Source organism: Methylomagnum ishizawai, assembly GCF_019670005.1.
Lineage (GTDB): Bacteria > Pseudomonadota > Gammaproteobacteria > Methylococcales > Methylococcaceae > Methylomagnum > Methylomagnum ishizawai.
On record NZ_AP019783.1, the window covers coordinates 2,354,984 to 2,380,436 of the forward strand.

The 25,453-nt window shown below is 58.6% G+C and carries 21 protein-coding genes; 4 read left to right on the forward strand and 17 right to left on the reverse strand.

Annotated elements, in window-relative coordinates; all coding sequences use genetic code 11:
- Positions 1–55 precede the first annotated feature (55 nt).
- The 15 genes from K5658_RS10710 to K5658_RS10780 all read right to left on the reverse strand — a co-directional run bounded on the left by K5658_RS10710 (position 56) and on the right by K5658_RS10780 (position 16,845).
- Positions 56–703: a hypothetical protein gene (locus K5658_RS10710; protein ID WP_221063133.1), complete on the reverse strand. Its 648-nt coding sequence runs from the start codon at positions 701–703 to the stop codon at positions 56–58.
- Positions 704–799: 96 nt separating this feature from the next.
- A complete protein-coding gene (locus tag K5658_RS10715; RefSeq protein ID WP_221063134.1) occupies positions 800–1,126 on the reverse strand; it encodes a hypothetical protein in 327 nt (108 codons plus the stop codon).
- Between the two features lie 239 nt (positions 1,127–1,365).
- Positions 1,366–1,740, reverse strand: a complete 375-nt coding sequence (locus K5658_RS10720; protein ID WP_221063135.1) for a hypothetical protein — start codon at positions 1,738–1,740, stop codon at positions 1,366–1,368.
- A complete protein-coding gene (locus K5658_RS10725) occupies positions 1,737–1,991 on the reverse strand; it encodes a hypothetical protein (protein ID WP_221063136.1) in 255 nt (84 codons plus the stop codon). Before K5658_RS10725 ends, K5658_RS10720 begins: the two co-directional genes overlap by 4 nt.
- Before the next feature lie 71 nt (positions 1,992–2,062).
- Complete coding sequence (locus K5658_RS10730) at positions 2,063–2,767, reverse strand: hypothetical protein (RefSeq protein WP_221063137.1); 705 nt, start codon at positions 2,765–2,767, stop codon at positions 2,063–2,065.
- Positions 2,768–2,930: 163 nt separating this feature from the next.
- Positions 2,931–4,061 (reverse strand): pyrroloquinoline quinone biosynthesis protein PqqE, encoded by a 1,131-nt coding sequence (gene pqqE / locus K5658_RS10735; protein WP_221063138.1) that lies wholly within the window; start codon positions 4,059–4,061, stop codon positions 2,931–2,933.
- Positions 4,036–4,305: a pyrroloquinoline quinone biosynthesis peptide chaperone PqqD gene (gene pqqD, locus K5658_RS10740; protein ID WP_221063139.1), complete on the reverse strand. Its 270-nt coding sequence runs from the start codon at positions 4,303–4,305 to the stop codon at positions 4,036–4,038. The genes pqqE and pqqD overlap by 26 nt, the downstream gene beginning before the upstream one ends.
- A gap of 9 nt (positions 4,306–4,314) precedes the next feature.
- The gene (gene pqqC, locus K5658_RS10745) at positions 4,315–5,040 is read right to left on the reverse strand and encodes a pyrroloquinoline-quinone synthase PqqC (RefSeq protein WP_221063140.1); all 726 of its coding nucleotides are present in this window, start codon (positions 5,038–5,040) and stop codon (positions 4,315–4,317) included.
- 12 nt (positions 5,041–5,052) lie between these two features.
- A complete protein-coding gene (gene pqqB, locus K5658_RS10750) occupies positions 5,053–5,967 on the reverse strand; it encodes a pyrroloquinoline quinone biosynthesis protein PqqB (protein ID WP_221063141.1) in 915 nt (304 codons plus the stop codon).
- Positions 5,968–6,063: 96 nt separating this feature from the next.
- Positions 6,064–6,138, reverse strand: coding sequence for a pyrroloquinoline quinone precursor peptide PqqA (gene pqqA / locus K5658_RS10755; RefSeq protein ID WP_221066961.1), 75 nt, complete (start codon positions 6,136–6,138; stop codon positions 6,064–6,066).
- 285 nt (positions 6,139–6,423) lie between these two features.
- On the reverse strand, positions 6,424–8,826 hold the full coding sequence (locus K5658_RS10760) for a hypothetical protein (RefSeq protein WP_221063142.1): 2,403 nt from the start codon (positions 8,824–8,826) through the stop codon (positions 6,424–6,426).
- Between the two features lie 333 nt (positions 8,827–9,159).
- On the reverse strand, positions 9,160–10,755 hold the full coding sequence (locus K5658_RS10765) for a L,D-transpeptidase family protein (RefSeq protein WP_221063143.1): 1,596 nt from the start codon (positions 10,753–10,755) through the stop codon (positions 9,160–9,162).
- Positions 10,756–10,991: 236 nt separating this feature from the next.
- Complete coding sequence (locus K5658_RS10770; protein WP_221063144.1) at positions 10,992–12,458, reverse strand: efflux transporter outer membrane subunit; 1,467 nt, start codon at positions 12,456–12,458, stop codon at positions 10,992–10,994.
- Complete coding sequence (locus tag K5658_RS10775) at positions 12,455–15,646, reverse strand: efflux RND transporter permease subunit (protein WP_221063145.1); 3,192 nt, start codon at positions 15,644–15,646, stop codon at positions 12,455–12,457. Before K5658_RS10775 ends, K5658_RS10770 begins: the two co-directional genes overlap by 4 nt.
- The gene (locus K5658_RS10780; protein WP_221063146.1) at positions 15,643–16,845 is read right to left on the reverse strand and encodes an efflux RND transporter periplasmic adaptor subunit; all 1,203 of its coding nucleotides are present in this window, start codon (positions 16,843–16,845) and stop codon (positions 15,643–15,645) included. The genes K5658_RS10775 and K5658_RS10780 overlap by 4 nt, the downstream gene beginning before the upstream one ends.
- Positions 16,846–16,962: 117 nt before the next feature.
- Here K5658_RS10780 and K5658_RS10785 point away from each other — a divergent pair, with 117 nt between their 5' ends.
- A complete protein-coding gene (locus K5658_RS10785; RefSeq protein ID WP_221063147.1) occupies positions 16,963–17,595 on the forward strand; it encodes a TetR/AcrR family transcriptional regulator in 633 nt (210 codons plus the stop codon).
- Positions 17,596–17,636: 41 nt separating this feature from the next.
- Here K5658_RS10785 and K5658_RS10790 read toward each other — a convergent pair whose 3' ends face one another.
- Both K5658_RS10790 and K5658_RS10795 read right to left on the reverse strand, forming a co-directional pair.
- Positions 17,637–19,457: a hypothetical protein gene (locus K5658_RS10790; RefSeq protein WP_221063148.1), complete on the reverse strand. Its 1,821-nt coding sequence runs from the start codon at positions 19,455–19,457 to the stop codon at positions 17,637–17,639.
- Positions 19,458–19,737: 280 nt separating this feature from the next.
- Positions 19,738–22,242, reverse strand: coding sequence for a DNA translocase FtsK (locus K5658_RS10795; protein ID WP_425515949.1), 2,505 nt, complete (start codon positions 22,240–22,242; stop codon positions 19,738–19,740).
- A gap of 274 nt (positions 22,243–22,516) precedes the next feature.
- Here K5658_RS10795 and trxB point away from each other — a divergent pair, with 274 nt between their 5' ends.
- The 3 genes from trxB (at position 22,517) to K5658_RS10810 (ending at position 25,453) form a co-directional block, all read left to right on the forward strand.
- Entirely contained in the window at positions 22,517–23,470 is a 954-nt protein-coding gene (gene trxB, locus K5658_RS10800) for a thioredoxin-disulfide reductase (RefSeq protein WP_221063150.1), read from the forward strand.
- Positions 23,471–23,618: 148 nt separating this feature from the next.
- Positions 23,619–24,716 carry a GSCFA domain-containing protein gene (locus K5658_RS10805; RefSeq protein ID WP_221063151.1) on the forward strand — a complete coding sequence of 366 codons (1,098 nt, stop codon included), beginning with the start codon at positions 23,619–23,621 and terminating at the stop codon, positions 24,714–24,716.
- Positions 24,713–25,453 carry a hypothetical protein gene (locus K5658_RS10810; RefSeq protein ID WP_221063152.1) on the forward strand — a complete coding sequence of 247 codons (741 nt, stop codon included), beginning with the start codon at positions 24,713–24,715 and terminating at the stop codon, positions 25,451–25,453. Before K5658_RS10805 ends, K5658_RS10810 begins: the two co-directional genes overlap by 4 nt.

A 25,453-nucleotide genomic window follows, 5' to 3' on the forward strand; every position in this document is an offset into this window, starting at 1 on the left:
CCTGGATGCGTGAAGATAGGAATCGCATCGTTCGTGCTTGATGCGGTACACATGCTCATTGTGCATAAGGCGGCAAAGGTTCAATGCCGGCATCGCCCCCCCCCTCGTTAGCCGAGTCCCGTGGAGACAGGATTCCATCCAGCATCTTGTCCCGCTCCGCGGGGGATAGGCCCATTTGTTCCAAACTCGCGGCAAAATCGCTATCTATATCCCCCGGTGTATTGGTCTCTTGGTTTTCTGATTCCGCGACGAGTTGATCTTCCATGGCTTTCTTCATTTCACCAAAGGCCGCAATATCCCCGGCGGGAAGCCCGTTTTCCTTCATCGATAATATCATAGCTTCTATCTGATGAATCTGGGCCTCCATCGCTTCGCGGCGTTGCGAGGCTAATTGTGCTTGCTCCTCCGCCGTCAGCTCGAACGGATAGGGATGCGGCAATAACTCGGGGTCACCCTGGATAGCCGAATTTTCTTTGGCTGCGGCTTGGACGTTAAAAGACTTTTGTTCCCCTGGAGTTGAGCGCTTGGTTTTTAGGGTGACATTGGAGGATAACGGCTTATTTTCGGACACGTCCCCAATACTTTCCGACCCCAACCGTTCCTCCGTCATCATAAAATCCCGGATAATATCCGCGACATGATAATGCCCGGCAAGCAAACCGGCGCTAAATAGTGTCAATCCCCGTAACGTCGATTGTTTCATATTCAACTCGACCTCTACGTATTCCTGAATCGGTGATAATGCAGAATATCCGTCACCCATAAACCGGGTGACGGATATTTCATTTAAGCATTGTAATCAATGCGCATAGATGCCGGAGGCGACTCCGCCATAACGAAGACTTCCCGTCGTCGGGCAAGAAGTCGCGTTGCCGGAAATATAGCCAGTCTGATGCTTGGCATTGAAAATCGCATCGCAAAGCTCAGGGTCGGTTGAGGAGAAATAGTAATAGTAGGGATGGGGATGAAGCGACGTTGCGGGCGATACATACGCATAGCACGTAGTGCCATTGGTCCAGTATTGTTCGACTTGGCCATATGTGGAGCAGACGGCGTAGGCTTCATTTATGCCTAGCATGGCAATAACTACAAGAACACTATTTATTACAAATCCCTTGATGTTCATGGCGTATCTCCTGTCCATTGGTGTCACAAGAAAAACCCATAGGTTTTATATCCCTATGGCTGGGATTGTTTCAAAACAAAACCCAGGTTGTTTTGACTCCCGCATTAATATGAAGTTCTTAATAGAACTTACGTATTGACGGCGGCTTTGAATTGTGGGTTCGAGTGTTCCTTGCTTAGTTGACTGACAAAAAACGGGCGTGATGCCCGTTTTTTTATGGTTGTCGATAATCCAGCTTGTCAGGATAAATCCATGGTTTGATTGACGAAATCCAGGGTTAATTTGAACCGGGATAAAACGTTGGTGCCAATAAATCCGTTGATGCCAAGATTGTTGCCGATATTTCCAAACTCGATATCGATGTCGTGGATAGGTTGTCGGTCGATAATGAGGCTATCGACCTTTTGCGAAAGCACTTCTTGAATGCCTCCCCCAATGCCAACCAGCCTGCGGACAAGTGTGGGTTTCTGGTAATCGAAATCCAATAAATCTATATCCAACGCCGTGGAGGCCGATCCGGTATCGACGATGCAATCGTTGATTTCAACCAGCCGACCTCCGTAGACGATTGCGACAGACACCCAAATCAGCCCATTCCGCCATTCAAATCTCATCGCAACACGCCTTTGACCGGAATATCCTCTACGATGAATTCCAGGGGGGTGGAAGGCAGGGCGAAAAGAACTTCCCGGCCCGCCTGCTTGAATTTGCGATAGGCTTCCCAAATCGCTTTGGGATCGTCGCTCACCTGCAAAACCTCGCCTTCCATGATTTGCGACCGGGATGGGGATAGGCGTTGTTCGACCAGATTGCCGAGCAGGATGAATTGGTGGGGGTATTGGGTTTTGATGTCTAGCCATTTCATGGAGACTTACCTCAACGGCTATAAAGGGGCAGTGGAATCTGGTTGGATATCGTGCGTCCGATTAAGCTGCGCTAACCGGACTTGGGCTGCGGATAGAGGCTTCGACTGTAATCGCATACAGTCTCATAAAGATATATCTCCCTGAAAGATGAATCCGGTAGTCCTTCGCGGACTATGGCGACCAGTGCTTCCCATTCGTCCGACATATAGATGGTATTCAGAGTACATTGAACAACAAGAGTCGTATTTTTTGGGTAAGGCATCTTTGCCTTTTTGCTGATGGCTTTCAGTAAGAGTTTGGCGTACACCTCAATATATTCCCGATTGGAGTAGCCGACTGCAATTGACTCGATTTCGCCGCTTTTCAAGCGGCGGATACCCTCAAGGCCGAAGGAGCCTCCCTTTGTTTCCAGTAATTCCCTTCTGAGGTACTCCTTCGGGTGCATCACGCAGGTAACTTCAAGATACCCTGTTGCTGGATAGTAGCTCTCTGATACGTATGAGCCACGTTGGATGATCTCTGCATCGTACGTTTGATTGCCATCAATCCAACATACTTCGATATATCTGCCTGGGCGATAGCTTGCCTGCACATATTTGCAGACTGGGAGTAATTCTTCGAGAAGCTTCTTCTCCAGTCGGGTTGGCCGCATGCGTAGGCGTGTTATACCACCTTCGGAGTTTCGTACAGATTCAAAGAGGGTATATACCTTCGAGCAAAACAGCAGGCCATCTAAAAGCTGACCGTCGAATTCAGCGAGATGGATTGATGCCATGACGTCTAACTATTGAATCGAAGCACGTGGCATTCAGAAGCCGATTCTCTGCCTTTATTAGCAAGTAGCCCGGATGCAACGCAGTGGAATCCGGGAGATTCGGAGCGCTGATCGTCCCGGATTCCACAAGGCTTCATGCCAGGCTACGTGATTAGCGGGATCGTCAGCCACTCAACGCCTTCGAAGTCCGCCCATTCCTGAACACCAAGGGCTTCGGCCCGCCGCCCTCGTAATCCTTCCGCGCCCCCTCGATGGCTTCGGCGATGGCCGCGCGATCCGGCGACAAGCCGCACACCGGGTCGGTGGCGTTGGGATCGCCGGTCAGCAGATAGGCTTGGCAGCGGCAGCCGCCGAAATCCTTGACCTTCTCTGGGCAGGAGCGGCACGGCTCCTTCATCCAGCCGAAGCCCCGGAATTGGTTGAAGGCTTCCGACTTCAGCCAAATGTCGCTGACGCTCATATCGCGCACATTGGGGCAGTTGAGTCCCGGCAGGATGCGCGCTTCGTGGCAGGGCAGGGCGGTGCCGTCCGGGGCGATGGTCAGGAAAGTGGTGCCCCAACCGTTCATGCAGGCTTTGGGGCGCTGCTCGTAGAAATCCGGCACCACGTAATAAATCTTCATCTTGCCCTTGAGCTTTTCCTTGTAGCCCTGCGCGATGGCTTCGGCTTGCTCGAATTGCGCTTTGGTCGGCAACAACTGATCCCGGTTCAAATGCGCCCAGCCGTAATACTGGGTGTTGGCGAGTTCCAGGTAATCCGCGCCCAGTTCTATCGCCATCTCCAGGATTTCGGTCATCAGGTGGATGTTCTGGCGATGGATCACCACGCACAGCACCATGGGATAGCCGTGCTTTTTCACCAGATGGGCGACCTGCTTCTTTTGCTCGTAGGATTCGGTGCCGGCGATGAAGTTGTTGAGTTCCTTCTCGGGCGCTTGGATGCTGACTTGGATATGGTCCAACCCGGCTTCCTTGAGTTCCACGATCTTGGCCTCGGTCATCCCGTAGCCGGAAGTGATGAGGTTGGTGTAATAGCCCAACTCCCGCGCATATTTCACCAAGGCCGGCAAATCCTTCCGCACCAAGGGTTCCCCGCCCGACAGCCCCAGTTGCACCGCGCCCATGGCGCGTGCTTCCTTGAACACCCGCATCCAGTCTTCCGTCGAGAGTTCGTCGGTGATCTTGGCGTAGTCGATGGGGTTCGAGCAGTAGGGACACTGCAAGGGGCAGGCATAGGTCAGCTCGGCGAGGAGCCAACGCGGATTGCCGCTAGGGTATTGCTCTGATCCAGCCATTTTCCAATGCCGAGTGCAGGAGTCCGGCGACATCGTTCCTGATGCCGCTGGCCTCGAATTTCTGTTCCAGTTCGGTCACGATGGCGTCCAAATTGCGGCTGCCATCGCAGAGTTTGAGGATTTCGGCGGCGGGAACGTTCAATTCCACCATGCCTTCCGGGTAGAGGATCACGTATTTTTGCTGCGCTTCTTCCCACTGCAAACGGTGCAGCGGGGAGAAGGCGAACCGGGCTTGCTCGTCCATTCGGATGAATCAGGTCTTGATGTTGAAGTAGGGGGGTTTCTGGTCGATATAGGCCAGCCACATGGCATCCAGCATGGTCCACAGGATGTCCAGCTTGAACTGGAGGATTTCCAGGGCGCGTTCCTGCTGGGCGCGGGTGGTGAAGTACTCCAGGGTCAGTTCCAGGCCGTGTTCCACGTCGCGGCTGGCTTGGCTGACGCGCTTGCGGAAATAGGCCAAGCCTTCCGGCTCGATCCAGGGATAGAGGTCGGGCCAGCCCGACAGCCGCTGCTTGTGGATGGTGGGCGCGAACATCTCGGTCAGCGAGGAACACGCGCCTTCCTGCCAAGTGGCGTTGCGGGCGAAATTGACATAGGCGTCCACGGCGAATTTCACGCCCGGCAGCACGGATTTGAGCGACCACAAGTCTTCGCGGGCGATGCCGACCGCCTCGCCCAGCCGGGTCCAGGCTTCGATGCCGCCCGCATCCCCGTCCCAGCCGTCGTGGTCGTGGATGCGTTGGATCCACTTGCGGCGGGTGTCGCGGTCGGGGCAGAGCGCCATGATGTTGGCGTCCTTCACCGGAATCTTGATCTGGTAATAGAAGCGGTTCGCCACCCAACCCTGTATCTGTTCCTTGCTCAGTTTCCCCTCGGCCATGGCGATATGGTAGGGGTGGTTGATGTGGTAATAGATTTCCTTGGCGCGGAGCCGCGCCTCGAATTCTTCCCGGCTCCAGGGGGTTTGCTCGCTCATGGTGTCCTCATCTCAAAGCTCGATTGCCAAACCGTCGTAGGCGACCTCGATCCCGGCCTGGGCCAGGGCGCTACGCTCGGGCGAATCTTGGTCCAGGATCGGATTGGTATTGTTGATATGGATCAGAATTTTCCGGGCGGCGGGAATATCGGCCAGGGTTTCCATCATGCCGCCCGGTCCCGATTGCGGCAGGTGGCCCATTTCCAGGGCCAGCTTTTCGCAAATCCCGGCGCGGGCCATTTCGTCGTGCTGCCAGAAGGTGCCGTCCACCAGCACGCAATCGGCCTGTTGCAAAGCCGCTGCCACATGCGGTTCGATCTCGCCCAAGCCCGGGGCGTAATACAGCTTTTTGCCGGTCGAGACCTGCTCGACGATGACGCCGATATTGTCGCCGTCGTGCGGGTCGTGGCGGTGCGGGGAATAGGGCGGGGCTTTGCTCTTGAGGGCGTGGGTGTGGAAGCGCAAGTCCTCGAAGCCCGGAATGGCGAACCCGCCGCCGTCCAGGGGCACGGGATGGTGGTTCACCTTGCAGTAGTGTTCCAGCATCTTGAACACCGGGAAGCCGGTGGATAAATCCTGTTTGACCGGCTCGCTGCAATAGATTTCGAGGGGTTTCGTCGATTCCCGCAGCATCAATAAGCCGGTGGTATGGTCGATCTGGCTGTCGATCAAGATGATGGCTTGGATGCCGCTGTCGCGGAGGCCGTGCTTGGGCCAGGCACCGGGGAAGTGTTCCAGTTGGGTGCGGATGTCGGGCGAGGCGTTGAACAGCACCCAGGCCGTGCCATCGACGCCGACCGCGATGGAGGATTGGGTGCGGGGCGGGCCGTTCAACGTCCCGGCGCGGACCCTGGCGCAGTTGTGGCAGTTGCAGTTCCATTGCGGGAAGCCGCCACCGGCACCCGCGCCCAAGACTCGGATTTTCATAGGCTTAGCACGAAGTTGGGGAAGGGGCGCGGAACCCCGGAAATGAAAAACGGGGCTTCACATCGCTGTGTCGCCCCGTTCGGAAACCAACCGCGATTAGCGGTTGTAGATGTACATGGTGACTTCGAAGCCGAAGCGCATGTCAACGTAGCTCGGTGTTTCCCATTTCATTTCGGATTCCTCCAAAGGGTTGATTTCTATGGTCAAAACAGCTTCTGCAAGCCCGCCCAAAAGTATACGTCTCCGGTTTGGCGAAAGCAACCGAGGGGGCGGAGGGCTCGCGGGTCGGTGGGAAAGGATGGGCCTTGCATCCAACGGGGCTTGGATGTGAACCCACGAGGGTTGCCGTTCATCCCGGTTGGTGCTTGGTGCAGCGGAACAGCCCGGTAGGATGTGTTGGGTGAAGGGAAGTATTTCCCTTCGGCACATCTTACCGGGTTTGGTTGTGGGGTGGGCTTAGGGTTGCGGTTCGAGGACAATCACCGCGTCCGTGGGAATCGTTGCGGTTATGGTTAATGTTTTAGAGTTGGCATCAAAGCTTGTTTTGATGTATTCATCATTTGCAGGCAAGCTATCGAAAGTTAGTTGCTTGGTCATCAATCCGGTGTATGACATAGGCGCAGGATCGTTGGGGTTCTCCCTATCGCAAGGGCTAGGCTCGATGTTGTTTCTTTTAGTGCTTTGGAGATATGTCTTAGCGGCCCCTCCTTTTATCATAGTGACCGGATCGTCATCACAAAAAAAACAATTTGAAAATGATGAGGTATTAGTCGGATCGTCCGGAAAAAATGGGTCCGTATCGAGATAACCTCTGCTTTGTAGGTCTCTCTTTATGCAATTGAATGCATAAGTGTCTGGCTGATATCTAATTAATTTCCAGTTATTTTGGAAGTTTAGTGGTAAGAATATGGTAGGGGCAATGGTAGGGGTGATATTATACTTTAATTCTACTTTACTATATGCGTTGTTGGCAAAGTTAAGATTTAAGCGGGCGTTACTATCCCCAGCCCCGATTCCAAAGGTCGCGATAACGATCGAGCGCAAGGTGTTATCATTAGGATTGGTGAATGCAATCGCGCTTGCCTGGGTTGAGACATCATTTTCCGATGTGTTGTACTTTTTTACTGATGTAGGCTTTAATGGAAGGATTTGGCTTCCCACGCCGTTCCCCGCCAACCGATACCGATCCAAAAGTGCGTATACAAACCCATTGCCTAATAGTAGATTTTCACCGATATTGCCTCCTGTGGTAGTGCCCCAGCCGACAACGCGCTGTACATTTAGCGGGTACCTGTATGACGTAGGGCTGTTTGGTCGGGTATACGGTGTGGGATCGTACCGGTTGGGATTGCGGAAATTTACTTTGAGATTGTTATTGTTGTCATTGGAGTAATAATAGTAACCAGCTTTGATCCCCATGAGAACCTGAAAAGTCCATGAGGCATTCCTGGCTTGGTTAGTGGGTTGGGTGTTTTCTAATCGGAATTGATGTATTTCATGCGGAATTTGGGGATGCGGCTTGTTGTTTTCAGGATCAAGGTTTGCTTCAAGATTGTAGAAATAATTATAAGTCGCGTTGATCCTGCCCCACGGCATTGAAGATGAGGCCGGGTTGTTATTGTTGCTGTTACGAAGGTTGCCGTAAAGTTCCTTCGCTATATAGCTCGGTGGGTTAATTGTCGGGTTAACTTCTGTAACGTAATCCCAGGGGCATTTATAAAAATGGCTATCAGAATTGTCTGAATTTGGTATTCCAATTTCAGCTGGAGCAATTTGTGAATTAGGGTAATAATGCTGTAATTCTTTTAGAGTGGCATTGTAAAGATCTTTGTAGCTATAATCAGCGCCATAATCCGATGGGTCCGCTACTTCGTTATCACTATCCGCAGATAACAAGGAGAAGTTCGGGACATCTATTCTTTGAGTTGGATCTGCTGGACAAACGGTGGTTTCCCAACTCCTAAAATTACTATAATTACTTCTAAGAGTGAATATGAGTTTGTCAAGTACAGCGGTGCCTCGAGAAAGTGTAAAGCTGGCTGGAGGAGGTGGGGTTGGGTCTGATGCCCATAATGAAAGTTTTTTCGGAGGTACCACATTGCCATAATTTAACTTCGGAGGTACCACATTTCCATTATCTGTATGCGCGATGGCCCATGGAGTAAGCCCTAAGTGAAGGGTGATATCTTTCGCACAATAGCCGCTTTTCAAATAAGGATATAAATGCCACTGGATGGTATTGTATGACAGCGAGTTTTGATTATAAATTGATTGAAGTGATTCATTGCAGGGTGAAGAATTTGTTGGTCCGCAGGGTAAAGAGTCTGGTTTGTTAATCCCAATATTGCTATTGATAACAAGATTGCTGTTGTTAGAGTTGCTAGGGGGAGCAACGAGGAAGTCGAGGGAATCGTTAGTAAGACAAGATGGGTTGAGGTTGGTTGTGTCTAATATCCTGCAATATGACATACCTCCAGTCAATAGATCTGGCTTATAGCCTCCCAAAGCGCGGCGTATTACCACCCCATCGGCAAAGGGTACTTCTGGCACGTTTACTGGCTTAACTCCTGATATTGTCTTTGTGTGATAAATTACTTGCGAAGCTTCGGCGGAAGCGGAAGAAGGTTGAAGGTAAGCCGGGATTTGTTCGATGCCATGCCCGTAATAATTGCCTAGGACCTGCCGGTAGCGGTAGAAATTATCAAGAAAGACAGGTGCAGTAAGGGGTGGGTCATCCGCGTCATTTAAGCGAGTATGAGCATCGCTGATAATATTGCAAGGCGGATCGGCTATAGCGCACCCACAAGAGAGGGTCGTCAATGTTCCGATTATTAAAGTATGCTTATGATAGCTAGACATGTCATTTTCTCCGTCAAAAAGTTAAAAACCAACATTTCGTATCATCTTTCGTTTGACTAAACAGCGCGATTTTTCACAGAGGTTTTTTGCTGCTTGCTATGCATCTGCTCGGTGGTGAAAGCGATACAAAACAACAACAATCAACCCAAGTTAGTCAATGCCATGATGGGTTTGGTCTTTCTTCAAAGACATCTATGTGTCTTAGTGTATTATTATTATACTTTGGACTGATTGTGCTTGAATCTTAAGAAGCTGTCAAATTTTTTATAGTGTGGATTGATTGTGTAGGGTGAGCATACATCTGCGCCTATATTTGTAGGCTATACGAAAATCTCACCCACCAAACAACACCCGCTCCAACGCCCCATCCCGGTTGTAAATATCCGGCGCGAAATGCACCCCATCCCCCTCGACCCAGGCCGTGCGGTAGATCAAATGCACCGGCATGGCCTTGGCCAGCGCCACGCTGGTGTGTTCGCCGCTGGCGATGGTGGCCTGGACCCGCTCCAGGGTCCAGGGCGGATTTTCCTTCGCCAACACCCAGGCCGCCAATTCGTAGGGCTGGCCCACCCGCACGCAGCCGTGGCTATAGGTGCGGCGGCTCCTGGCGAAGAAGCGCGGCTCCGAGGTGTCGTGCAGGTAGACGTTGTACTTGTTGGGGAACATGAATTTCACCGTGCCCAGGGCGTTCCAGGGACCGGGGTCTTGGCGCAGCACGTAGCGCTCCATCGTCGCCGGGGTCATCAGGTTCCAATCGATGCCGCGGGGGTCGATCTCGGGGGCGTCCCTGGCCCCGCCGGAGAAGAAGCGGATGTGCTTGGGTTTGAGGCTGGCCGGGTTCTTGCGCAATTCTGGCAGGTATTCGTTGATGGCGATGTCGTGGGGCACATGCCAGTCCGGGTTGAATTCCAGGTATTCCAGGCGCTCGTCGAAGGCCGGGGTCGGTTGGTCGAGCTTGCCCACCACCACCGGCATGGTGATTTCCACCGCGCCGTCTTGCAGACCCCACAGGGTGAAGCTGGGAATGTTGACCCAGATTTGCCGTCCGGCGCGGTCGGCGGACAGCCAGCGCCAGCGTTCCAGGTTGACGATGATTTGGCGGATGCGCTGCTCCACCGGTACGTTGAGGGCGGCGAGGGTTTCCGGGCCGATGACGCCTTGCGGGGGCAGGGCGTGGCGCTTTTGGAAGCGCTTGACGGCGGCGGCCAGCGCTTCGTCGTAGGTCTTGCCGTGGCCGGGTTCGGCGGCGTCGGTGAGGGCGAGGCGCTGGCGGATCGAGGGGATGCGCGGGTCGCTCATGCCCGGTTGCAACGTGGGGCCGGAGGGGATGGTCGGCCAGCCGCCTTGCTGGGCCAGGGCGCGGTAGTCCTTGAGGGCTTGTTTGAGGGCGGCGTATTCGGGGTGTTGCGGCGCGAGGTGTTCGAGGAAAGGGGCGAGGCCGGGGGTTTCCAAGCCTTTGCGCGGGGCGGCGGATGGGGTGGCCTGGGCTTGTTCTTCGAGGCGGCGGGCCGCGTCCCGGCCCCGGCCCACGTCGGCGGCGTAGCGCAAATAGCCTTGGGTCAGCAAGAGTTCCAGCCGGGCCAGGCTGTCGGGGTCGGATTTCAGCCAGAGCCGCCCGATGGCCTCGGTCCCGTAATCCTCGGGGCGCAGACCTTCCCCGCCCGCGTCGTCCAGGAAGTGGCGCAAGACCTTGGCCCGTGCCGAAGGCTCGCCGCCCGCGATCCAGAACGGCTTGAAACCCTTGGCGCGGTAGAGCGCCACGAGATTGGTATCCGTGCCGGGTTCGGCCGCCAGGAGGGTTGCGAGCGGGCGGGCGAGCGGGGAAGGTGGGGTTTTGGCGGCGGGCGGGGCGGCGTGGCCGGAATGCGCCGCCATCAGCAAGGCGAGGCAGAAGGCGGGAAAGAGGCGGTTGGGCTTGGCTTGGATCATCGAAGCTGTATGGTGTGGCTGCCCGGTTGATGGTTTGGGCCGTTTTGGATCGGGCGCGGACCCGCCCGCGGAAGGGCATGGCCGATTGGGCGGTGAGCCGCCGTTTGCTTGCCGTTGAAGCGCCAATCGTCGGGAAACCCTGGATTCGCGCCGCCGCCCAGGTCGGCGCGGATTTCCAAGGGTGCGAACATCGTGTGGTTATGAAGCCGCCACCGTAAGCGGCCTCCGCCTTGGCGTCAAGGCGTGAACAGCCGCTCCGCCTCGGGCAAATCCGCCGCCGGTATCCCGAACTCTTCCCAGCCCCCACCCAAAGCCTTGTACAAAGCCACCAAGGTGGTCGCCGTCGCGGTCTGGCTTTGCGCCAGGTCGCGCTGGTCTTCCAGCAGGCGCTTCTCGGTATCCAGCACGGTGAGGAAGTTCTCCACGCCGTCGTCGAAGCGCAGATGCGCCAGCCGGTAGGCTTCCAGGCTTTCCGCCGCCGCCGAGGTCAACAGGACTTGGCGTTCGCGCACCCGGTTGTAGTTCACCAGGGCGTTTTCGGTTTCCTCCAGGGCGCCCAGCACCGTTTGTTCGTACTGGGCCAGGGACGCTTCGGCGGTGGCGTCGGCGGCGCGGATGCGGGCGTACACCTGCCCTAGGTTGAGCGCGGCCCAGGTGATGCGCGGGCCGAAGGAATAGGCCCCGGAACCGGAAGCGCCCAGCCCGGTGAAGGATTGCGCTTCCAGCGCGAAGGTGCCGTTGAAGCTGACCCTGGGGAACAAATCGGCGGTGGTGACGCCGATGCTGGCGGTGGCCGAGGCCAGTTGGCGCTCGGCGGCGCGGATATCCGGGCGGCGGCGCAAGAGCTCGGCGGGCTTGCCGATTTGCACCAGGTCGGGGAGCGGCGGGATCGGCTCGGGTTTCAGCAAATCGTCGGCCAGGGCGGCGGGCAATTGCCCGGTCAGCACGCCGATGCGGTGTACATCCTGATGGATCAGGCTATCGATGGGCGGGATGGTCGCCAGGGTGGTGTTGAGCTGGGCCTTGGCGCGGGCGGTGTCGAGGCTGGTGCCGACGCCGGCGTCCAGCCGTTCCTGGGTCAGTTCCACGGTGTGGGTTTGGTTCTCGGCGTTCTTGCGGGCGACGTAGAGCTGGTTTTGATGGCCGCGCAACTCGAAATAATTGCGGGCCACCTCAGACACCACGCTGATGAGCAGCGCCCGGCGGTCGGCCTCGGCGGCTTCGATATTGGCCTCCTGCGCCTCGACGTTGCGGCGGATGCGGCCAAAGATATCGATTTCCCAGGCGGCGTCGAAGCCGGTGTTGTACAGCTTCAAGTCGCGGGGGACGAAGTTGCGCCGGTTCAATGAATCGAAGCTGCGGTGCTGGTCGGTGTAGTTGGCGTGGGTGGTGATGTGGGGGAACAGGTCCAGCCCGGCATCCAGGAATAACGCCCGCGCCTGCCGCAGGTTGGCCTCGGCGGCTTTGAGGTCGCGGTTGTTGAGGACCGCGAGTTCGATCAGCTTGACCAGGCGCGGGTCTTTGAATTGCTTCCACCACGCCCCTTCGATGCCCTGGGTTTGGAACTCGGGCTGTTGGGCGTTGGCGAATGCGGGACCGGGGTCGGTCTTGGGTTTTTGGTAGTCGGGGCCGACCATGCAGCCCGCCAATTGAACCGCCAGCAGGGTGGGCAGGATGAGTTTGCGGGAGTTGTGGTGCTTCATGGATGTTGTCCCTCCGCTGCCGTGGCTTGGGGCTGGGGGCTGCCGCGCCGTTCCACCCAAGCCCGGATCGTCACATAGAACACCGGCGTCAACAGCAGCCCGAAGAAGGTCACCCCCAGCATCCCGCTGAATACCGCCGTGCCCAAAATCTGCCGTGCCTCGGCCCCCGCCCCGGTCGAGACCATCAGCGGGAACACGCCCATCACGAAGGCGAACGAGGTCATCAGGATGGGCCGGAGCCGGAGCCGCGCCGCCTCGATGGCGGCGGCCTTGCGGTCCAAGCCTTGGTCCTGGCGCTTGCGGGCGAACTCCACGATCAGGATGGCGTTCTTGCTGGCCAATCCCACCAAGACGATGAACCCGACCTGGGTGAAGATGTTGTTGTCCATCCCCCGCAGCCACACGCCCGCCATCGAGCTCAGCAAACACATGGGCACGATCAAGATCACCGCGAACGGCAGCGACCAGCTTTCGTACTGCGCGGCCAAGGCCAGGAACACGAAGATCACGCTCAGCGGGAACACGATGATGGCGGTGTTGCCGGCCAGGATTTGCTGGAGGCTGAGTTCAGTCCATTCGTAGCCCACGCCGGCGGGCAGGTCGGCTTTCAGGATATCTTCCATCACGGCGATGGCTTGGCCCGAACTTAAGGAAGGTAGGGTCATGCCGTTGATTTCCGCCGCCGGGAACAGGTTGTAATGGTTGATGCGGTCGGGACCGCTGGATTCCTCGGTCTTGACCAAGGTGCCGAGCGGGACCATCTCGCCCGCGAGGTTGCGGGTTTTGAGCTGGGCGATATCTTCCGGGGTCACGCGGTGCTGGGCGTCGGCCTGGGCCACCACCTGATAGCTGCGCCCGAACCGGCTGAAATCGTTGATATACAGCGAACCCAGATAAATCTGCAAAGTATCGAACACCTCGGCCAGGGGCAGGCCCATGGATTTGGCCTTGGTGCGGTCCACATCCAGGTGCATCTGCGGCACATTGGCGCGGAAGGTGGTGAACACCCGGGCCATGCCCGGTTGCTGGTTGGCCTTGGCGATGATGTCGTTGGCGGCTTTTTCCAACTCCGTGGGGCCGAGGTTGGCGCGGTCCTGCAATTGCAGCTTGAAACCTCCCACCGAACTCATGCCCCGGATCGGCGGCGGCGCGAACACGGCGACATAGGCGTCGCGGATGCCGAACATGCGCTGTTGGATTTGGCCCATGATGGCATCGGCGGATTGCTCGGGGTGGAGGGCGCGTTGCTCGAAGGGTGCGAGCCGGGCGAACAGGGTCGCGGCGTTGGATTGCGCCCCGAAGGTCAGGATCGAGAAACCGGCGTAGGCGTTGACATGGGCCACGCCGGGAATCTGGGTGATGATCTCGCTGGCTTCCTTCACCACGGCGTCGGAACGCTCGAACGAGGCGGCGTCCGGCAATTGCGCGTAGACGATGAGATAGCCCTGGTCCGCCTGGGGGATGAAGCCGGTCGGCACCTGGTCGAAGGCCAGGAAATTCAGGCCGTTCAGCCCGGCGTAGAGGACCAGCATCACCGCGCTGAACCGGATCAGGCGCCGGACCAATCCGGCATAGCCCGCGCTGAAAGCCCCGAACACCCGGTTGAACCCCCGGAAGAACCAGCCGAACAGGAAATCCAGTAGCCGGGTCAGCGGGTCTTGTTTATGGCTGTGGTCGTGGGCGCGGTCCAGCATCAGGGCGCACAGGGCCGGGCTAAGGGTCAGCGAGTTGAAGGCCGAAATCAGGGTCGAGACCGAGATGGTCAGGGCGAATTGCTTATAGAACGCCCCGGTCACGCCGGTGATGAAGGCCGTGGGCACGAATACCGCCACCAGCACCAAGGCCGTGGCGACGATGGGTCCGACCACTTCCTCCATGGCTTTGCGGGTGGCGTCGCGGGCATGGAGTCCCAGCGCGATATTGCGCTCGACGTTCTCCACCACCACGATGGCGTCGTCCACCACGATGCCGATGGCCAGCACCAGCCCGAACAGCGACAGCGTGTTGAGCGACAGCCCCAGGGCCGCCATGATCCCGAACGTCCCGATCAAGGACACCGGCACCGCCAGCAAGGGGATGATGGTCGCCCGCCAGTTTTGCAGGAACACCAAGACCACCAGCACCACCAGGGCGATGGCCTCGAACAGGGTCATCACCACCTTTTCGATGGATTGCTGCACGAACACCACGGTGTCGTAGACCAGCACATAATCCACGCCTTCCGGGAACCGCTGTTTCAGGGCTTCCATGGTCTGGACCACGGCTTCCTTGGTCTCGATGGCATTGGTGCCGGGCATCTGGAAGATCGCGAGGCCGACGGTTTCCTGGCCGTCGAGGCGCAATTGCGAGGCGTAGTCCTTGGCCCCGAGTTCGATGCGGGCCACGTCCTTGAGCCGGGTGATTTGGCCGTCCGCGCCATTCTTGACGATGATCTCGCCGAATTGATGCTCGTCGGACAAGCGGCCCTGGGTGGTGAGGGTGAACTGGAATTCCTGGCCCTGCGGTACCGGCGGTTGTCCCAGCACGCCCGCCGCGACCTGGATGTTCTGCTCGCGGATGGCGTTCACCACGTCGGAGGCGGTGAGGTTGCGGGCGGCGATCTTCTCGGGGTCCAGCCACACCCGCATGCTGTATTCGCGGCCCCCGAACAGGAACACATCGCCCACGCCGGGCAAACGGGCCAGGGCGTCGCGCACTTGCAACAAGGCATAGTTGCTGAGGTAGACCGAGTCGTAGCGCTGGTTGGGGGAAATCAGGTTCACCACCAGGCTCAGGTCCGGGCTGCGCTTGCGGACGCTGATGCCTTGGCGGCGGACTTCTTCCGGTAGGCGCGGTTCGGCCAGGGTGACGCGGTTCTGGACCAGGACTTGGGCCTTGTCCAGGTTGGTGCCCTGCTTGAAGGTGACGGTGAGCTGCATCACGCCGTCGTTGGTGGACTGCGAGGACATGTACAGCATGTCCTCGACGCCGTTGACCTCCTGCTCGATGGGCGTCGCCACCGTTTCCGCCAGCACTTCGGCGTTGGCGCCCGGATAGGTGGCCTTGATCTGCACGCTGGGCGGGGCGATTTCCGGGTATTGGGCGATGGGCATGCCGATCAGCGACAGCCCGCCGACCAGCACGATGAGGATGGACAGGACCGAGGCGAAGATCGGTCTATCGATGAAGAAATGGGTGAATCGTGTCATGGTTGGGCCGTCGCGTTATGGCGTTCGAGCGCCGAGTCCGACAGGAGGGTGGTTTCCGGTTTGATCTTGGCGCCGGGACGGAGCTTTTGGATGCCTTCGATCACGACCGGGTCTTCCGGGGTCAAGCCTTCCGCGATGTCCCTGAGGCTGCCGAACAACGCGCCGGGCTTGATCTTGCGGTATTCGACGCCGCCGTCGGGCTTGGCGATCCAGACGAACTTCTGGCCCTGGTCGGTGCCGATGGCGCGGTCGGGCAGCAGCAGGGCGTCATGGGGCGTGCCGCCCGGAATCCTGACCCTGGCGAAGAAGCCGGGACTCAGGATTTCGTCCGGGTTGTGGAACACGCCGCGGATACGCAAGGTGCCGGTGTTGGCGTCGAGGCGCGGCTCCAGGTAATCGATGACGCCGCGATGGGGGAAGCCGGCCTCGTCCATCAAAGCCAACTCGACCGGGATGCCCGTGCCCGTGCCCGTGCCTTTGCTGGCCTGGGCCAGGCGGCGGTATTTCAAGACCGCCCGTTCGTCGGCGTCGAGGTAGACATAGACGGGGTCGATGGACACGATCCGGGCCAATGGCGTCTCGTCGGCCTTGACCATATTGCCCACGGTCAGGAGTTCGCGGCTGATCCGGCCCGAGATCGGCGAGCGCACCTCGGTGAATTCCAGGTTGAGCCGGGCGGTTTGCAAGGCGGCTTCCAAGGAGCGCACCGCCGCCGTGGATTCGCGCACCGCCTTGGTCCTGGCGTCGTATTCCTCCTCGGAAATCGCCTTCGACTGGTGTAGCCGTTCGGCGCGGCCCAGGTCGTTGCGGGCGAGGTCGAGGCGGGTGCGGGTTTGTTCCAAAGCGCCCTCGGCCCGGTCCAGTTCGGCGCGGTAGGGCCGGGGGTCGATCACGAACAACAGGTCGCCCTTGCGCACCACATCGCCATCCTTGACATTGACCTTGTCCAGATAGCCATGTACCCGCGCCTTCACCTCCACCGCCTCAGCGGCTTCGATGCGCCCGGTGTATTCGTCCCATTCCGCCACGGGCTTGTGCAGGGGTAGGGCGGTCTTGACCGGGACCGGCGGCATTTGCTGGGGGCCGGGCGCCGCTGCGGGTGTTGGGGGTTGGCCGCAGCCCAAGAGCAGGAGCAGCGGCAGCAAAGCCACGAACCAGCGCGGCGTTGCGAAATAGGAATGGGAGGCACCGATATTCATAGGCTGGACCGGGGGGGGTTGGGGGAGCGTCTGACGCGCCCAGAAAAGGTAATCTTCCTTTTCATTATTTTCGTTAAAATAAACGGCGGAGTCCACTACAAACACGAGTCAATTTTTATGATGTGCCTAGGCCGCCCCAAAAAAGGCGAGGAAGCCAGACGCCGCGAGCAATTGCTGGAACACGCCGTGCGCTTGTTCGCCGAACATGGCTATAGCAACCTGAGCCTTGAAACCATCGCCCGCGAGGCGCGGGTGTCCTTGCGGACCATCTACCGCCAGTTCGGCGGCAAGGCCGAATTGTTCGGCGCGGTCGTCCGCCATCTCAGCGATTTGTTCGTCGCGACCCTGCCCCTGGACCCGGCGCAGGCCAAGCCCATCGAGGAGACTCTGGTCGATTTCGGCAGGGAATTCCTGTTCCGGCTGACCCGGCCCGACATGATTCGGATGTGTACCCAGATGCAGGGGGAAACCCGGCAGTTCCCCTGCCTCGCCACCGAGTTCTATGGCCAGGGGCCGGAGCGCACCTTGCGGCGGCTATCCCAGTTTTTCGCGTTGCATCAGAAGGCGGGGCGCATCGCCGCCATCGATCCCGATTTCCTGGCGGGGCAGTTCGTGAGTTGCCTGAAGGGGGAGTGGTTCCACCGGCTGCAATACGGCTTGGCGGCGACGCCGGGCGAGGCCGAGATCGAGGCGCGGGCGCGGCGGGCGGTGGATTTGTTCCTGCGGGGTTGCCTGGCGGCGGAGGGGTAGGACGGGGGCCGGACCCCGTGGGGTCCGGCCTGTCCGTGGGGTCAGTTGGTGCCGGACAGACTGTTTGTCTGCTTGGCGGGGGTGGCGGCCGGTTTCGGGTAGACCAGGGTTTGCGGGGCGCTGTTGGTCTGGGTGAAGTTCTTGGCGTCGCTCACGCAAGACCAGCCACCGATTTCCACCTTGACCTGGGTGTTGATGCTCGGTGTGGTCATGTTCAGCTTGTTGCCGGTCAGCTTGACCGTGCCCTTGTTGCCGCCGCAGCCCTTCACGTTGAACGCGAACGAATCCTTGCCCGACTTGCCGCTATCGACGAGCTGGCCTTTGACCAAGCTGCCGGTGGCGTTGGCCGTGCCCGTGTTGTTGTTCACGTAGGCGGTCAGGGTGTAGTCGCCGCTGCCGAAGAGGGCGGTGTCGCCGCCGGACGGTCCCGAGACCAGGATGTAATAATCCGCCGTGGCCGGGGTGTTGATGGTGAACTGGAAGCCGTCGGTCGAGGAACATTCGCCCGCCGTCACCGTGTAGGCCTGTTGCAGGAAGCCTTGGGTGTTGAAATACGACAGGGTGTAGACCTCGCCCGAGTTCTGGCAGCGGAAGGTGATCGGCACCGTGTTGTTGGGGTTGGCGCCGGTGTCGTTGTGGTAGACGTAGTAATCGAGGTCGGTGATCGAGGAGAGCTGGGCGGTCACCGGCACGGTGTTGGTCAGGGGATAGGCGTTGACCGGGGTTTCGTTGGGCTCCAGTTCGCCGGGCAGGCGCACGGTGGGACCGGAAACGCCGCTGTTGTTGGCGATGGCCAGCACGGTGTAGTCGGCCTGGGTGAAGCTGTCCGATTCGCCGGAAGGCGGCGAGGTGACCACGAAGTAGTACCGGGCGGAAACCGGCGCATCGATGGTGAATAAGAATCCGCCCGCCGCCGAGCATTGGCTGGACTGGATTTCGTAGTTCGATTGCAGTACGCCCTTCTCATCGTATGATGACAGGATGTAATAGGTGTTGGTTTGGCTTTTGCAATTGAAGTAAAACGGAATATTGCCGGTTTTGTTCTTGGTGCTGTCGTTGTCGATATAGAACCAATCCTGGTCGTACATGGAGGAAAGCTGCCCGGTGGCGGTGGTGCCGGACGTCAAGGAATAGGCTTCCACCATGCCGTCGTTGGGTTCCAGTTCGCCGCCGACCCTGGCGGTATAAAGCCTTAGGGAATAATCGGCAGTGGGAACGACGATTTCGTTGTAGAACTTGAAGACATCCACGCTCAAGGTCTTTGTGCTATCCGTGGGGTCGGGTATTTTTTTGGTGGAGGTTTCTTTCCTATCCCCGATATATCTACCCCATATCCTGACGTAATAACGCCCTTGTTTGGAAGTATCCATCTGGAATCGGTACGGTCCTTTCGTTTCGCTACTGCCCCGCTGGCAGGAGGAACGGTAAACCACGTAGCTGCTGCCGCTGGTCAGGCCGTCAGCAGTGTTGGGGTCGGCGTCATAGAAATAGGCGACATTCCAAAAGACGCTGGAATCATCCAGTTTTGGATCGGTGGCGTTGTCGAAGCCCTCGTACCAATATCCGAGTTTCTTGTCACAGCCAAAATAGACCGGGGTCACTGGATGGTTATCGTCGGTGATGTCCACATAGAACCAGTCGAAGTCTCGGGTCGATTGCAACTGACCCACCATTTCGTCGGTCAGGGATAGGGGCGTGGCGAGACTGGGGTCGAGGGCCGGACCGCCATAGGGGTTATAGTCCGGGTTGCTGGCATCGTAAGGTGTATTGACCACCCGGTAGGTTTCCTGGGTACAAATGGCGCCACCCGCATAAGGGCAGACCGAACTGGCGGTGTCGAAAATAAATCCGCTGCCGGTCACCGTGGAATTCGGTTCTCGTTCCGATACCGAGGCTTGGGACTGTGCTCCCCATAAAAAAACCAGTGTCGACGCCAAGATAGATTGATAACGCATTGGATGTCCCCAAGCAGGAAGTGATTGGAATCGGACCCACCCGATGAGGCACCGTGCGTCCCGGTCTGGCCTGGTCGGGTCGGGCGAATGGCTATTAAGTGTAGCCGTTCGGGACCGATCCTGGACGGTGCGCCGATGACCGGGGGTTCCGGGATGTTCAACGGAGGGCGGGGGTTGGGCGTGGATTTCAGTCCGGCGGCGGGGGCGGGGCCAGCACTTCGCGGCTGCCATTGGTCTCGGCGTGACCGACGATGCCGGCCTTCTCCATGTCCTCGATCATGCGGGCGGCGCGGTTGTAGCCCACCTTGAGCTTGCGCTGCACGCTGGAGATGGACGCCTTGCGCGATTCGGTGACGAAGCGCACCGCCTCGTCGTAGAGCGGGTCGGTTTCTTCCCCGCCGCCTTCGCCGCCGCCGGTGCCGCCCTTGAAGCTTCCGGCTTCCGCTTCTTCCGAGAACTTCGTGATCTCGTGGATATAGTTGGCGGGGCCGGTGCGTTTGAGGAATTCCACCACGTTGTGGACTTCCTGGTCCGAGACGAAAGCGCCATGCGCCCGCATCGGCAGGCCGGTGCCGGGCGGCAGGTAGAGCATATCGCCGTTGCCGAGCAGGGATTCCGCGCCGCCCTGGTCGAGGATGGTGCGGGAATCGATCTTGGAGGACACCTGGAAGCCGATGCGGGTGGGGATGTTGGCCTTGATGAGGCCGGTGATGACATCCACCGACGGCCTCTGGGTCGCCAGGATCAAATGCAGCCCGGCGGCGCGGGCCTTCTGGGCCAGGCGGGCGATGAGTTCCTCCACCTTCTTGCCCACGATCATCATCATATCGGCCAATTCGTCGATGACGATGACGATATAGGGCAGGGGTTCCAGCGCGGGCGGTTCCTCGCCGTCCAGGGCGTCGGCGGCGGACCACAGCGGGTCGGCGATGTATTCCCCGTCCGCCGCCACCTCGGCCAGCTTCTGGTTGAAACCGGCCAGATTCCTGACGCCCATCAGCGACATCAGCTTGTAGCGGCGTTCCATCTCGGCCACGCACCAGCGCAGGGCGTTGGCCGCTTCCTTCATATCGGTGACGACGGGGGTCAGCAAATGCGGGATGCCCTCGTAGATCGACAATTCCAGCATCTTGGGATCGATCATGATGAGGCGCACTTCCTCGGGCCGGGCCTTGAACAACATGCTGAGGATCATCACATTGACCGCCACCGATTTGCCCGAGCCGGTGGTGCCGGCCACCAGGAGGTGCGGCATCCGCGCCAGGTTGGCGACCACCGGCTGGCCGCTGATGTCCTTGCCCAATACCAGGGTCAGGGGCGAAGGGCTGTGCTGGTAGGCGTCGGAGGACAGCACCGAGTGCAACAGCACCATCTCGCGCTCTTCGTTGGGGATTTCCAGGCCGATCACCGATTTGCCGGGGATGATCTCCACCACGCGCACGCTGGTCACGGAGAGGGCGCGGGCCAAATCCTTGGCCAGCCCGCTGATGCGGCTGACCTTGACCCCCGGCGCGGGCTGGATTTCAAAGCGGGTGATGACCGGGCCGGGTAGCACGTCCGTCACCTGTACCTCGACATTGAAATCGTCGAGGATGCTTTCCACCTGCCGCGACATGTCCTCCAGGGCGGCTTCGGAATAGCCCTTGATCTTGGGCGTGGTGTCGCTGAGCAATTCCAGCGGGGGCAGGGTGCCCGGCTTGACCGGCGGCAGGTCCAGGGCGGGTCTGGATAGGGGGGCACGGGGTTTCGGCGGCTGCGGCGGCGCGGCCTGGGTTGTGGGTACGGCGGGATTTTTGGTTGCCGGAGGTTCTTCCACCAGGGCTTTGGGACGGGCGACGGGCGCGGTGGCTTCGGCGGGCGGTTCCGGGTTTTCGGTGTCGGGGGGGGCGGCCATCCGCTTGGCTTGGGGCTTGGCTTTGGCGGGCGCGGGTTCCGGGAGCGGCATGGTGCCGGTTTCGGACTCGGCTTCGACTTCCGGCCCAGCGGCGGGCGCGGGCTTGAACGGTTGGAACAGCGACAGCACGGCGTCGATGGCGATCAAGGCGGCGCGGCCCACGAGGTCGATCAAGCCCAGCGACGAACCCAGCCAGGACAGCCCGGTGAACAGCGAAATCCCGGCCACGAACACGGTCAGGAGCAAAATGCTCGACCCCGCCCGGCCAAACGAACCCGCGAGCAACTCGGCGGTTTCCCCGCCCAGGATGCCGCCGCTGGTGCCGGGCAGGGCCAAGGGCGCATGGATGACATGGAGATCGGTGAGCCCCGCCGCCGCCGCGATGGCCGCGGCGAAACCGGTCCAGCGCAGGGCGCTGTCGATGGGATTGGCCGGGGCGGCGAGACGGCCCTGGAAGATGATGTAGCCATAGCCCGCCAGCAGGAACGGGAACAGGAAGGCGGTGACGCCGAACAGGGTCAGGAAGAAATCGGCCACCCAGGCCCCGACCGCGCCCCCGGCGTTGGCGATGGTCTTGCCGGTGCCGATATGGCTCCAACCGGGATCGTCGGCGTTGAAGGTGATGAGCGCGACCAGCAGGAACAAGGAGACCGCCAGATAGACCAGGAACACCGATTCGCGCAGTCCCCGCACCAGGACCGCGCCCAGGTCTTGGCCGTCGAGCAGCTTTTTATGGAAATCAGCCAAAATGCCCACCAAATCAAAGGAATAAACGATGCGGGCGCTATTGTTCGGGATTGGGGGGGAGAGTTCAAGAGCGCCCGTTCACGGTCGCGCCATCGGGCGGGGCCGGGCGAACTGGAACGCGGACTTTGGTCCGCATGGGCCGATCCGGGGCGCAAGCCGAAGCCCGCGCTCCGGGGATGGCAAATCACACCAAGCGCCACCCTGAAATAGCCTGCTTCCACAAGGTTTCCGGTAACCCTACCGGGACGCGGGCCGGAACCTTTACGCTCAAATCCCACACCGTCATACTTGGTTTTTTGTGCCACTCCCAACACCGAGGAATTCGATGACTGAACAGAGACATTGCCGCTTGCTGATTTTGGGCTCGGGACCGGCGGGCTATACCGCCGCCGTCTACGCGGCGCGGGCCAACCTGAAGCCGGTGCTGGTGACCGGCCTCCAAATGGGCGGGCAGCTCACCACCACCACCGAAGTGGACAACTGGCCGGGCGACGCCGAGGGCGTGCAGGGACCGGAACTGATGGAGCGCATGAAACGCCATGCCGAGCGCTTCGAGGCCGAGATCATCTTCGACCATATCCACACCACCGATTTGTCGGCCCGCCCATTCAAGCTGATGGGCGATTCCGCCACCTATACCTGCGATGCCTTGATCATCGCCACCGGGGCTTCGGCCCGTTATCTGGGGCTGGATTCCGAGGAAGCCTACAAGGGCCGGGGCGTGTCGGCCTGCGCCACTTGCGACGGTTTCTTCTACCGCAACAAGCCGGTCGCGGTGATCGGCGGCGGCAATACGGCGGTGGAGGAAGCGCTGTATCTCGCCAATATCGCTTCCCATGTCACCGTGGTGCATCGCCGCGATAAATTCCGCTCCGAGAAAATCCTGGCCGACAAGTTGCTCGAACGCGAGCGCGAGGGCAAGGTCAGCATCGCCTGGAACCATGTGATGGATGAAGTGCTGGGCGACGACGCGGGCGTCACCGGGCTCCGCATCAAGCATGTGCGGGAAGGCAGCACCCAGGATATCAAGCTGGATGGCGTGTTCGTCGCCATCGGCCATAGCCCGAACACCGAAATCTTCGCCGGGCAGCTGGAAATGCGCGATGGCTATATCGTGGTCAAGAGCGGCCTCCATGGCAATGCCACGGCGACCAGCGTGCCGGGCGTGTTCGCGGCAGGCGACGTGGCGGATTCGGTCTACCGGCAGGCCGTGACCTCGGCGGGATCGGGCTGTATGGCGGCCTTGGACGCGGAGAAGTATCTGGACGGCTTGGAATGAGTGGATGGCCGGGTGGGCATCGCATGCCTACCCGGCGGGTCTTGCTGGGTCCCGATGCGGGCGCGGAGTCCTGAGGCGAAATATATTCCACCGTGCCATTCCCCTATGAATGATAAAGCCATATATCAAACAACAAACGAGATATACTATGCCTAACAATCCCTATCAAGAACTTGATGATAAATCGTTTTGGAGAAAAGCCATCGCGGACAGGTCCGTATTCGATATTGGCGATCTATGGCAGCCCAAGTTTGTGATACAGCGTGAAGACCCGGTTTCGACTTATGGTTCTTGCTTCGCCCAGCATATTGGCCGGGCGCTGAGCGACCGGGGTTTTAATTGGTTAATATCGGAAACAGCGCCCAGGCACTGTTCGGAAAGCTTGGCCCGCCGGTATAACTATGGCGTGTTTTCTGCGCGAACCGGGAATATTTATACCACCTCGCTGCTGGATCAATGGGTCCGTTGGGCGCTTGATGAGAGCAAAATACCCCACGAATCATGGTTGAAGGATGGCCGCTATATCGACCCGTTCCGACCGGCGATGGAACCCACAGGTTTCGCCACTATGGGGGAACTCAGGAAATCCCGGATACAAGCCGTCAGGTGCTTTAGGAAATCCATAGCGGATGCCTATTGCTTCGTGTTCACGCTTGGTTTGACCGAAAGCTGGTTCAATGCCGAGGCCGGCTACGAATATCCCATGTGTCCTGGCACGGTCGCGGGTGAGTTTTCCGCGCAAAAGCACCGCTTTGTGAACCAGAATTATGAGCAGGTGCTGTCGAGCCTGATATCTGCCATATCGAATATCCGGAAAATTAACAAGGACATCAAATTCATTTTGACCGTATCGCCGGTTCCATTGACGGCCACCGCATCGGGAAAACACGTCCTGGTGGCGACCATCCATTCCAAGTCAACCCTCCGGGCCGTGGCGGGGGAAATGGCGAATATTGACGGGTCGGTGGATTATTTCCCTTCCTATGAAATTATCAATGGGCCGCAGGCCGGTGGGATTTTCTTCGAGCCAAACAAACGCAATGTGCATCCGGCCGGGGTCGAGTTTGTCATGAATACATTTTTCAAATGTATGCATGGCGACATCCACAGCGCAAAGCCCAGGCCCAGGAGAATAGTGAAGGAGCAGCAACCCTCCCCACCCAGACGGGAAAAACCGCAAAAACGTCAGTCGTCCGATGAGGTATGCGAAGAGTTGCTGTTGGATGCGTTTGGAGGAAAAAAATGAAGATTTGTTTGTTGGGGAACTCCCATTCCGCCGCGCTTAAGATCGCTTACGATGCCTTGGACGCAGATAGCCGGAAGGCGCTGGATGTTACTTTTTTCGCTAGCCGTGGAGGGGGTTTGGCAAAAGCGCTGGAACCCCAGGGAAAAAAGCTGATTTCAACCGACGAGTTGATTACCAGCCATATTGGATATACCTCGGGTGGACTGACGTTTATCGATCCCGAAGCTTACGACGTGTTCATCCTGCATGCTTTTGGTACGCAGTACGATTATGAAATCTTGGACGCCAACGAAGAGGCTTACTATAGCAAGGAATTCCTCACGGACTATTGCGCAGAACTTATCGGCAGAAGGCCCAATATCAATCTCCTAAGTAACTTGGCGAGCATCACGAGTAAACCGATATATCTTTCCCAGCAGCCGTTCCAGTCGGAATTAAATGCTAATCTGAAATCCAAGGTCAAGTCCAGTAAAGTGGATCCTCCAGACCTTGGGGAATGTCTCAAGCGGTTCTTGGCCAAGCAGGACCATAAAAATGTGAAATTGCTTTTGCAGCCACCCGAGACGATCGTTGACAAGATATTTACGCTGGCGGAATTCAGCGTCGATTCGGAGCGCTTGGATATCAATGATCAAATTTCTAAGAAATCGGATAAGCATAATGTCCGGGATATGCACCATATGAATTCCAAGTATGGGCGTCTGGTTTGGTTGTATTTCTTGCAGCAGGTTGGATAG

Excerpts from the sequence above, each read along its gene's own strand:
- K5658_RS10775 (WP_221063145.1), bottom strand. The coding sequence starts at position 15,646 with ATGACACGATTCACCCATTTCTTCATCGATAGACCGATCTTCGCCTCG.
- pqqB (WP_221063141.1), bottom strand. The coding sequence starts at position 5,967 with ATGAAAATCCGAGTCTTGGGCGCGGGTGCCGGTGGCGGCTTCCCGCAA.
- pqqD (WP_221063139.1), bottom strand. The coding sequence starts at position 4,305 with ATGGACGAGCAAGCCCGGTTCGCCTTCTCCCCGCTGCACCGTTTGCAG.
- pqqE (WP_221063138.1), bottom strand. The coding sequence starts at position 4,061 with ATGGCTGGATCAGAGCAATACCCTAGCGGCAATCCGCGTTGGCTCCTC.
- K5658_RS10785 (WP_221063147.1), top strand. The coding sequence starts at position 16,963 with ATGATGTGCCTAGGCCGCCCCAAAAAAGGCGAGGAAGCCAGACGCCGC.
- K5658_RS10730 (WP_221063137.1), bottom strand. The coding sequence starts at position 2,767 with ATGGCATCAATCCATCTCGCTGAATTCGACGGTCAGCTTTTAGATGGC.
- K5658_RS10780 (WP_221063146.1), bottom strand. The coding sequence starts at position 16,845 with ATGAATATCGGTGCCTCCCATTCCTATTTCGCAACGCCGCGCTGGTTC.
- K5658_RS10770 (WP_221063144.1), bottom strand. The coding sequence starts at position 12,458 with ATGAAGCACCACAACTCCCGCAAACTCATCCTGCCCACCCTGCTGGCG.
- pqqC (WP_221063140.1), bottom strand. The coding sequence starts at position 5,040 with ATGAGCGAGCAAACCCCCTGGAGCCGGGAAGAATTCGAGGCGCGGCTC.
- K5658_RS10720 (WP_221063135.1), bottom strand. The coding sequence starts at position 1,740 with ATGAGATTTGAATGGCGGAATGGGCTGATTTGGGTGTCTGTCGCAATC.
- K5658_RS10725 (WP_221063136.1), bottom strand. The coding sequence starts at position 1,991 with ATGAAATGGCTAGACATCAAAACCCAATACCCCCACCAATTCATCCTG.
- K5658_RS10715 (WP_221063134.1), bottom strand. The coding sequence starts at position 1,126 with ATGAACATCAAGGGATTTGTAATAAATAGTGTTCTTGTAGTTATTGCC.
- K5658_RS10710 (WP_221063133.1), bottom strand. The coding sequence starts at position 703 with ATGAAACAATCGACGTTACGGGGATTGACACTATTTAGCGCCGGTTTG.
- trxB (WP_221063150.1), top strand. The coding sequence starts at position 22,517 with ATGACTGAACAGAGACATTGCCGCTTGCTGATTTTGGGCTCGGGACCG.
- K5658_RS10805 (WP_221063151.1), top strand. The coding sequence starts at position 23,619 with ATGCCTAACAATCCCTATCAAGAACTTGATGATAAATCGTTTTGGAGA.
- K5658_RS10760 (WP_221063142.1), bottom strand. The coding sequence starts at position 8,826 with ATGTCTAGCTATCATAAGCATACTTTAATAATCGGAACATTGACGACC.
- K5658_RS10810 (WP_221063152.1), top strand. The coding sequence starts at position 24,713 with ATGAAGATTTGTTTGTTGGGGAACTCCCATTCCGCCGCGCTTAAGATC.
- K5658_RS10765 (WP_221063143.1), bottom strand. The coding sequence starts at position 10,755 with ATGATCCAAGCCAAGCCCAACCGCCTCTTTCCCGCCTTCTGCCTCGCC.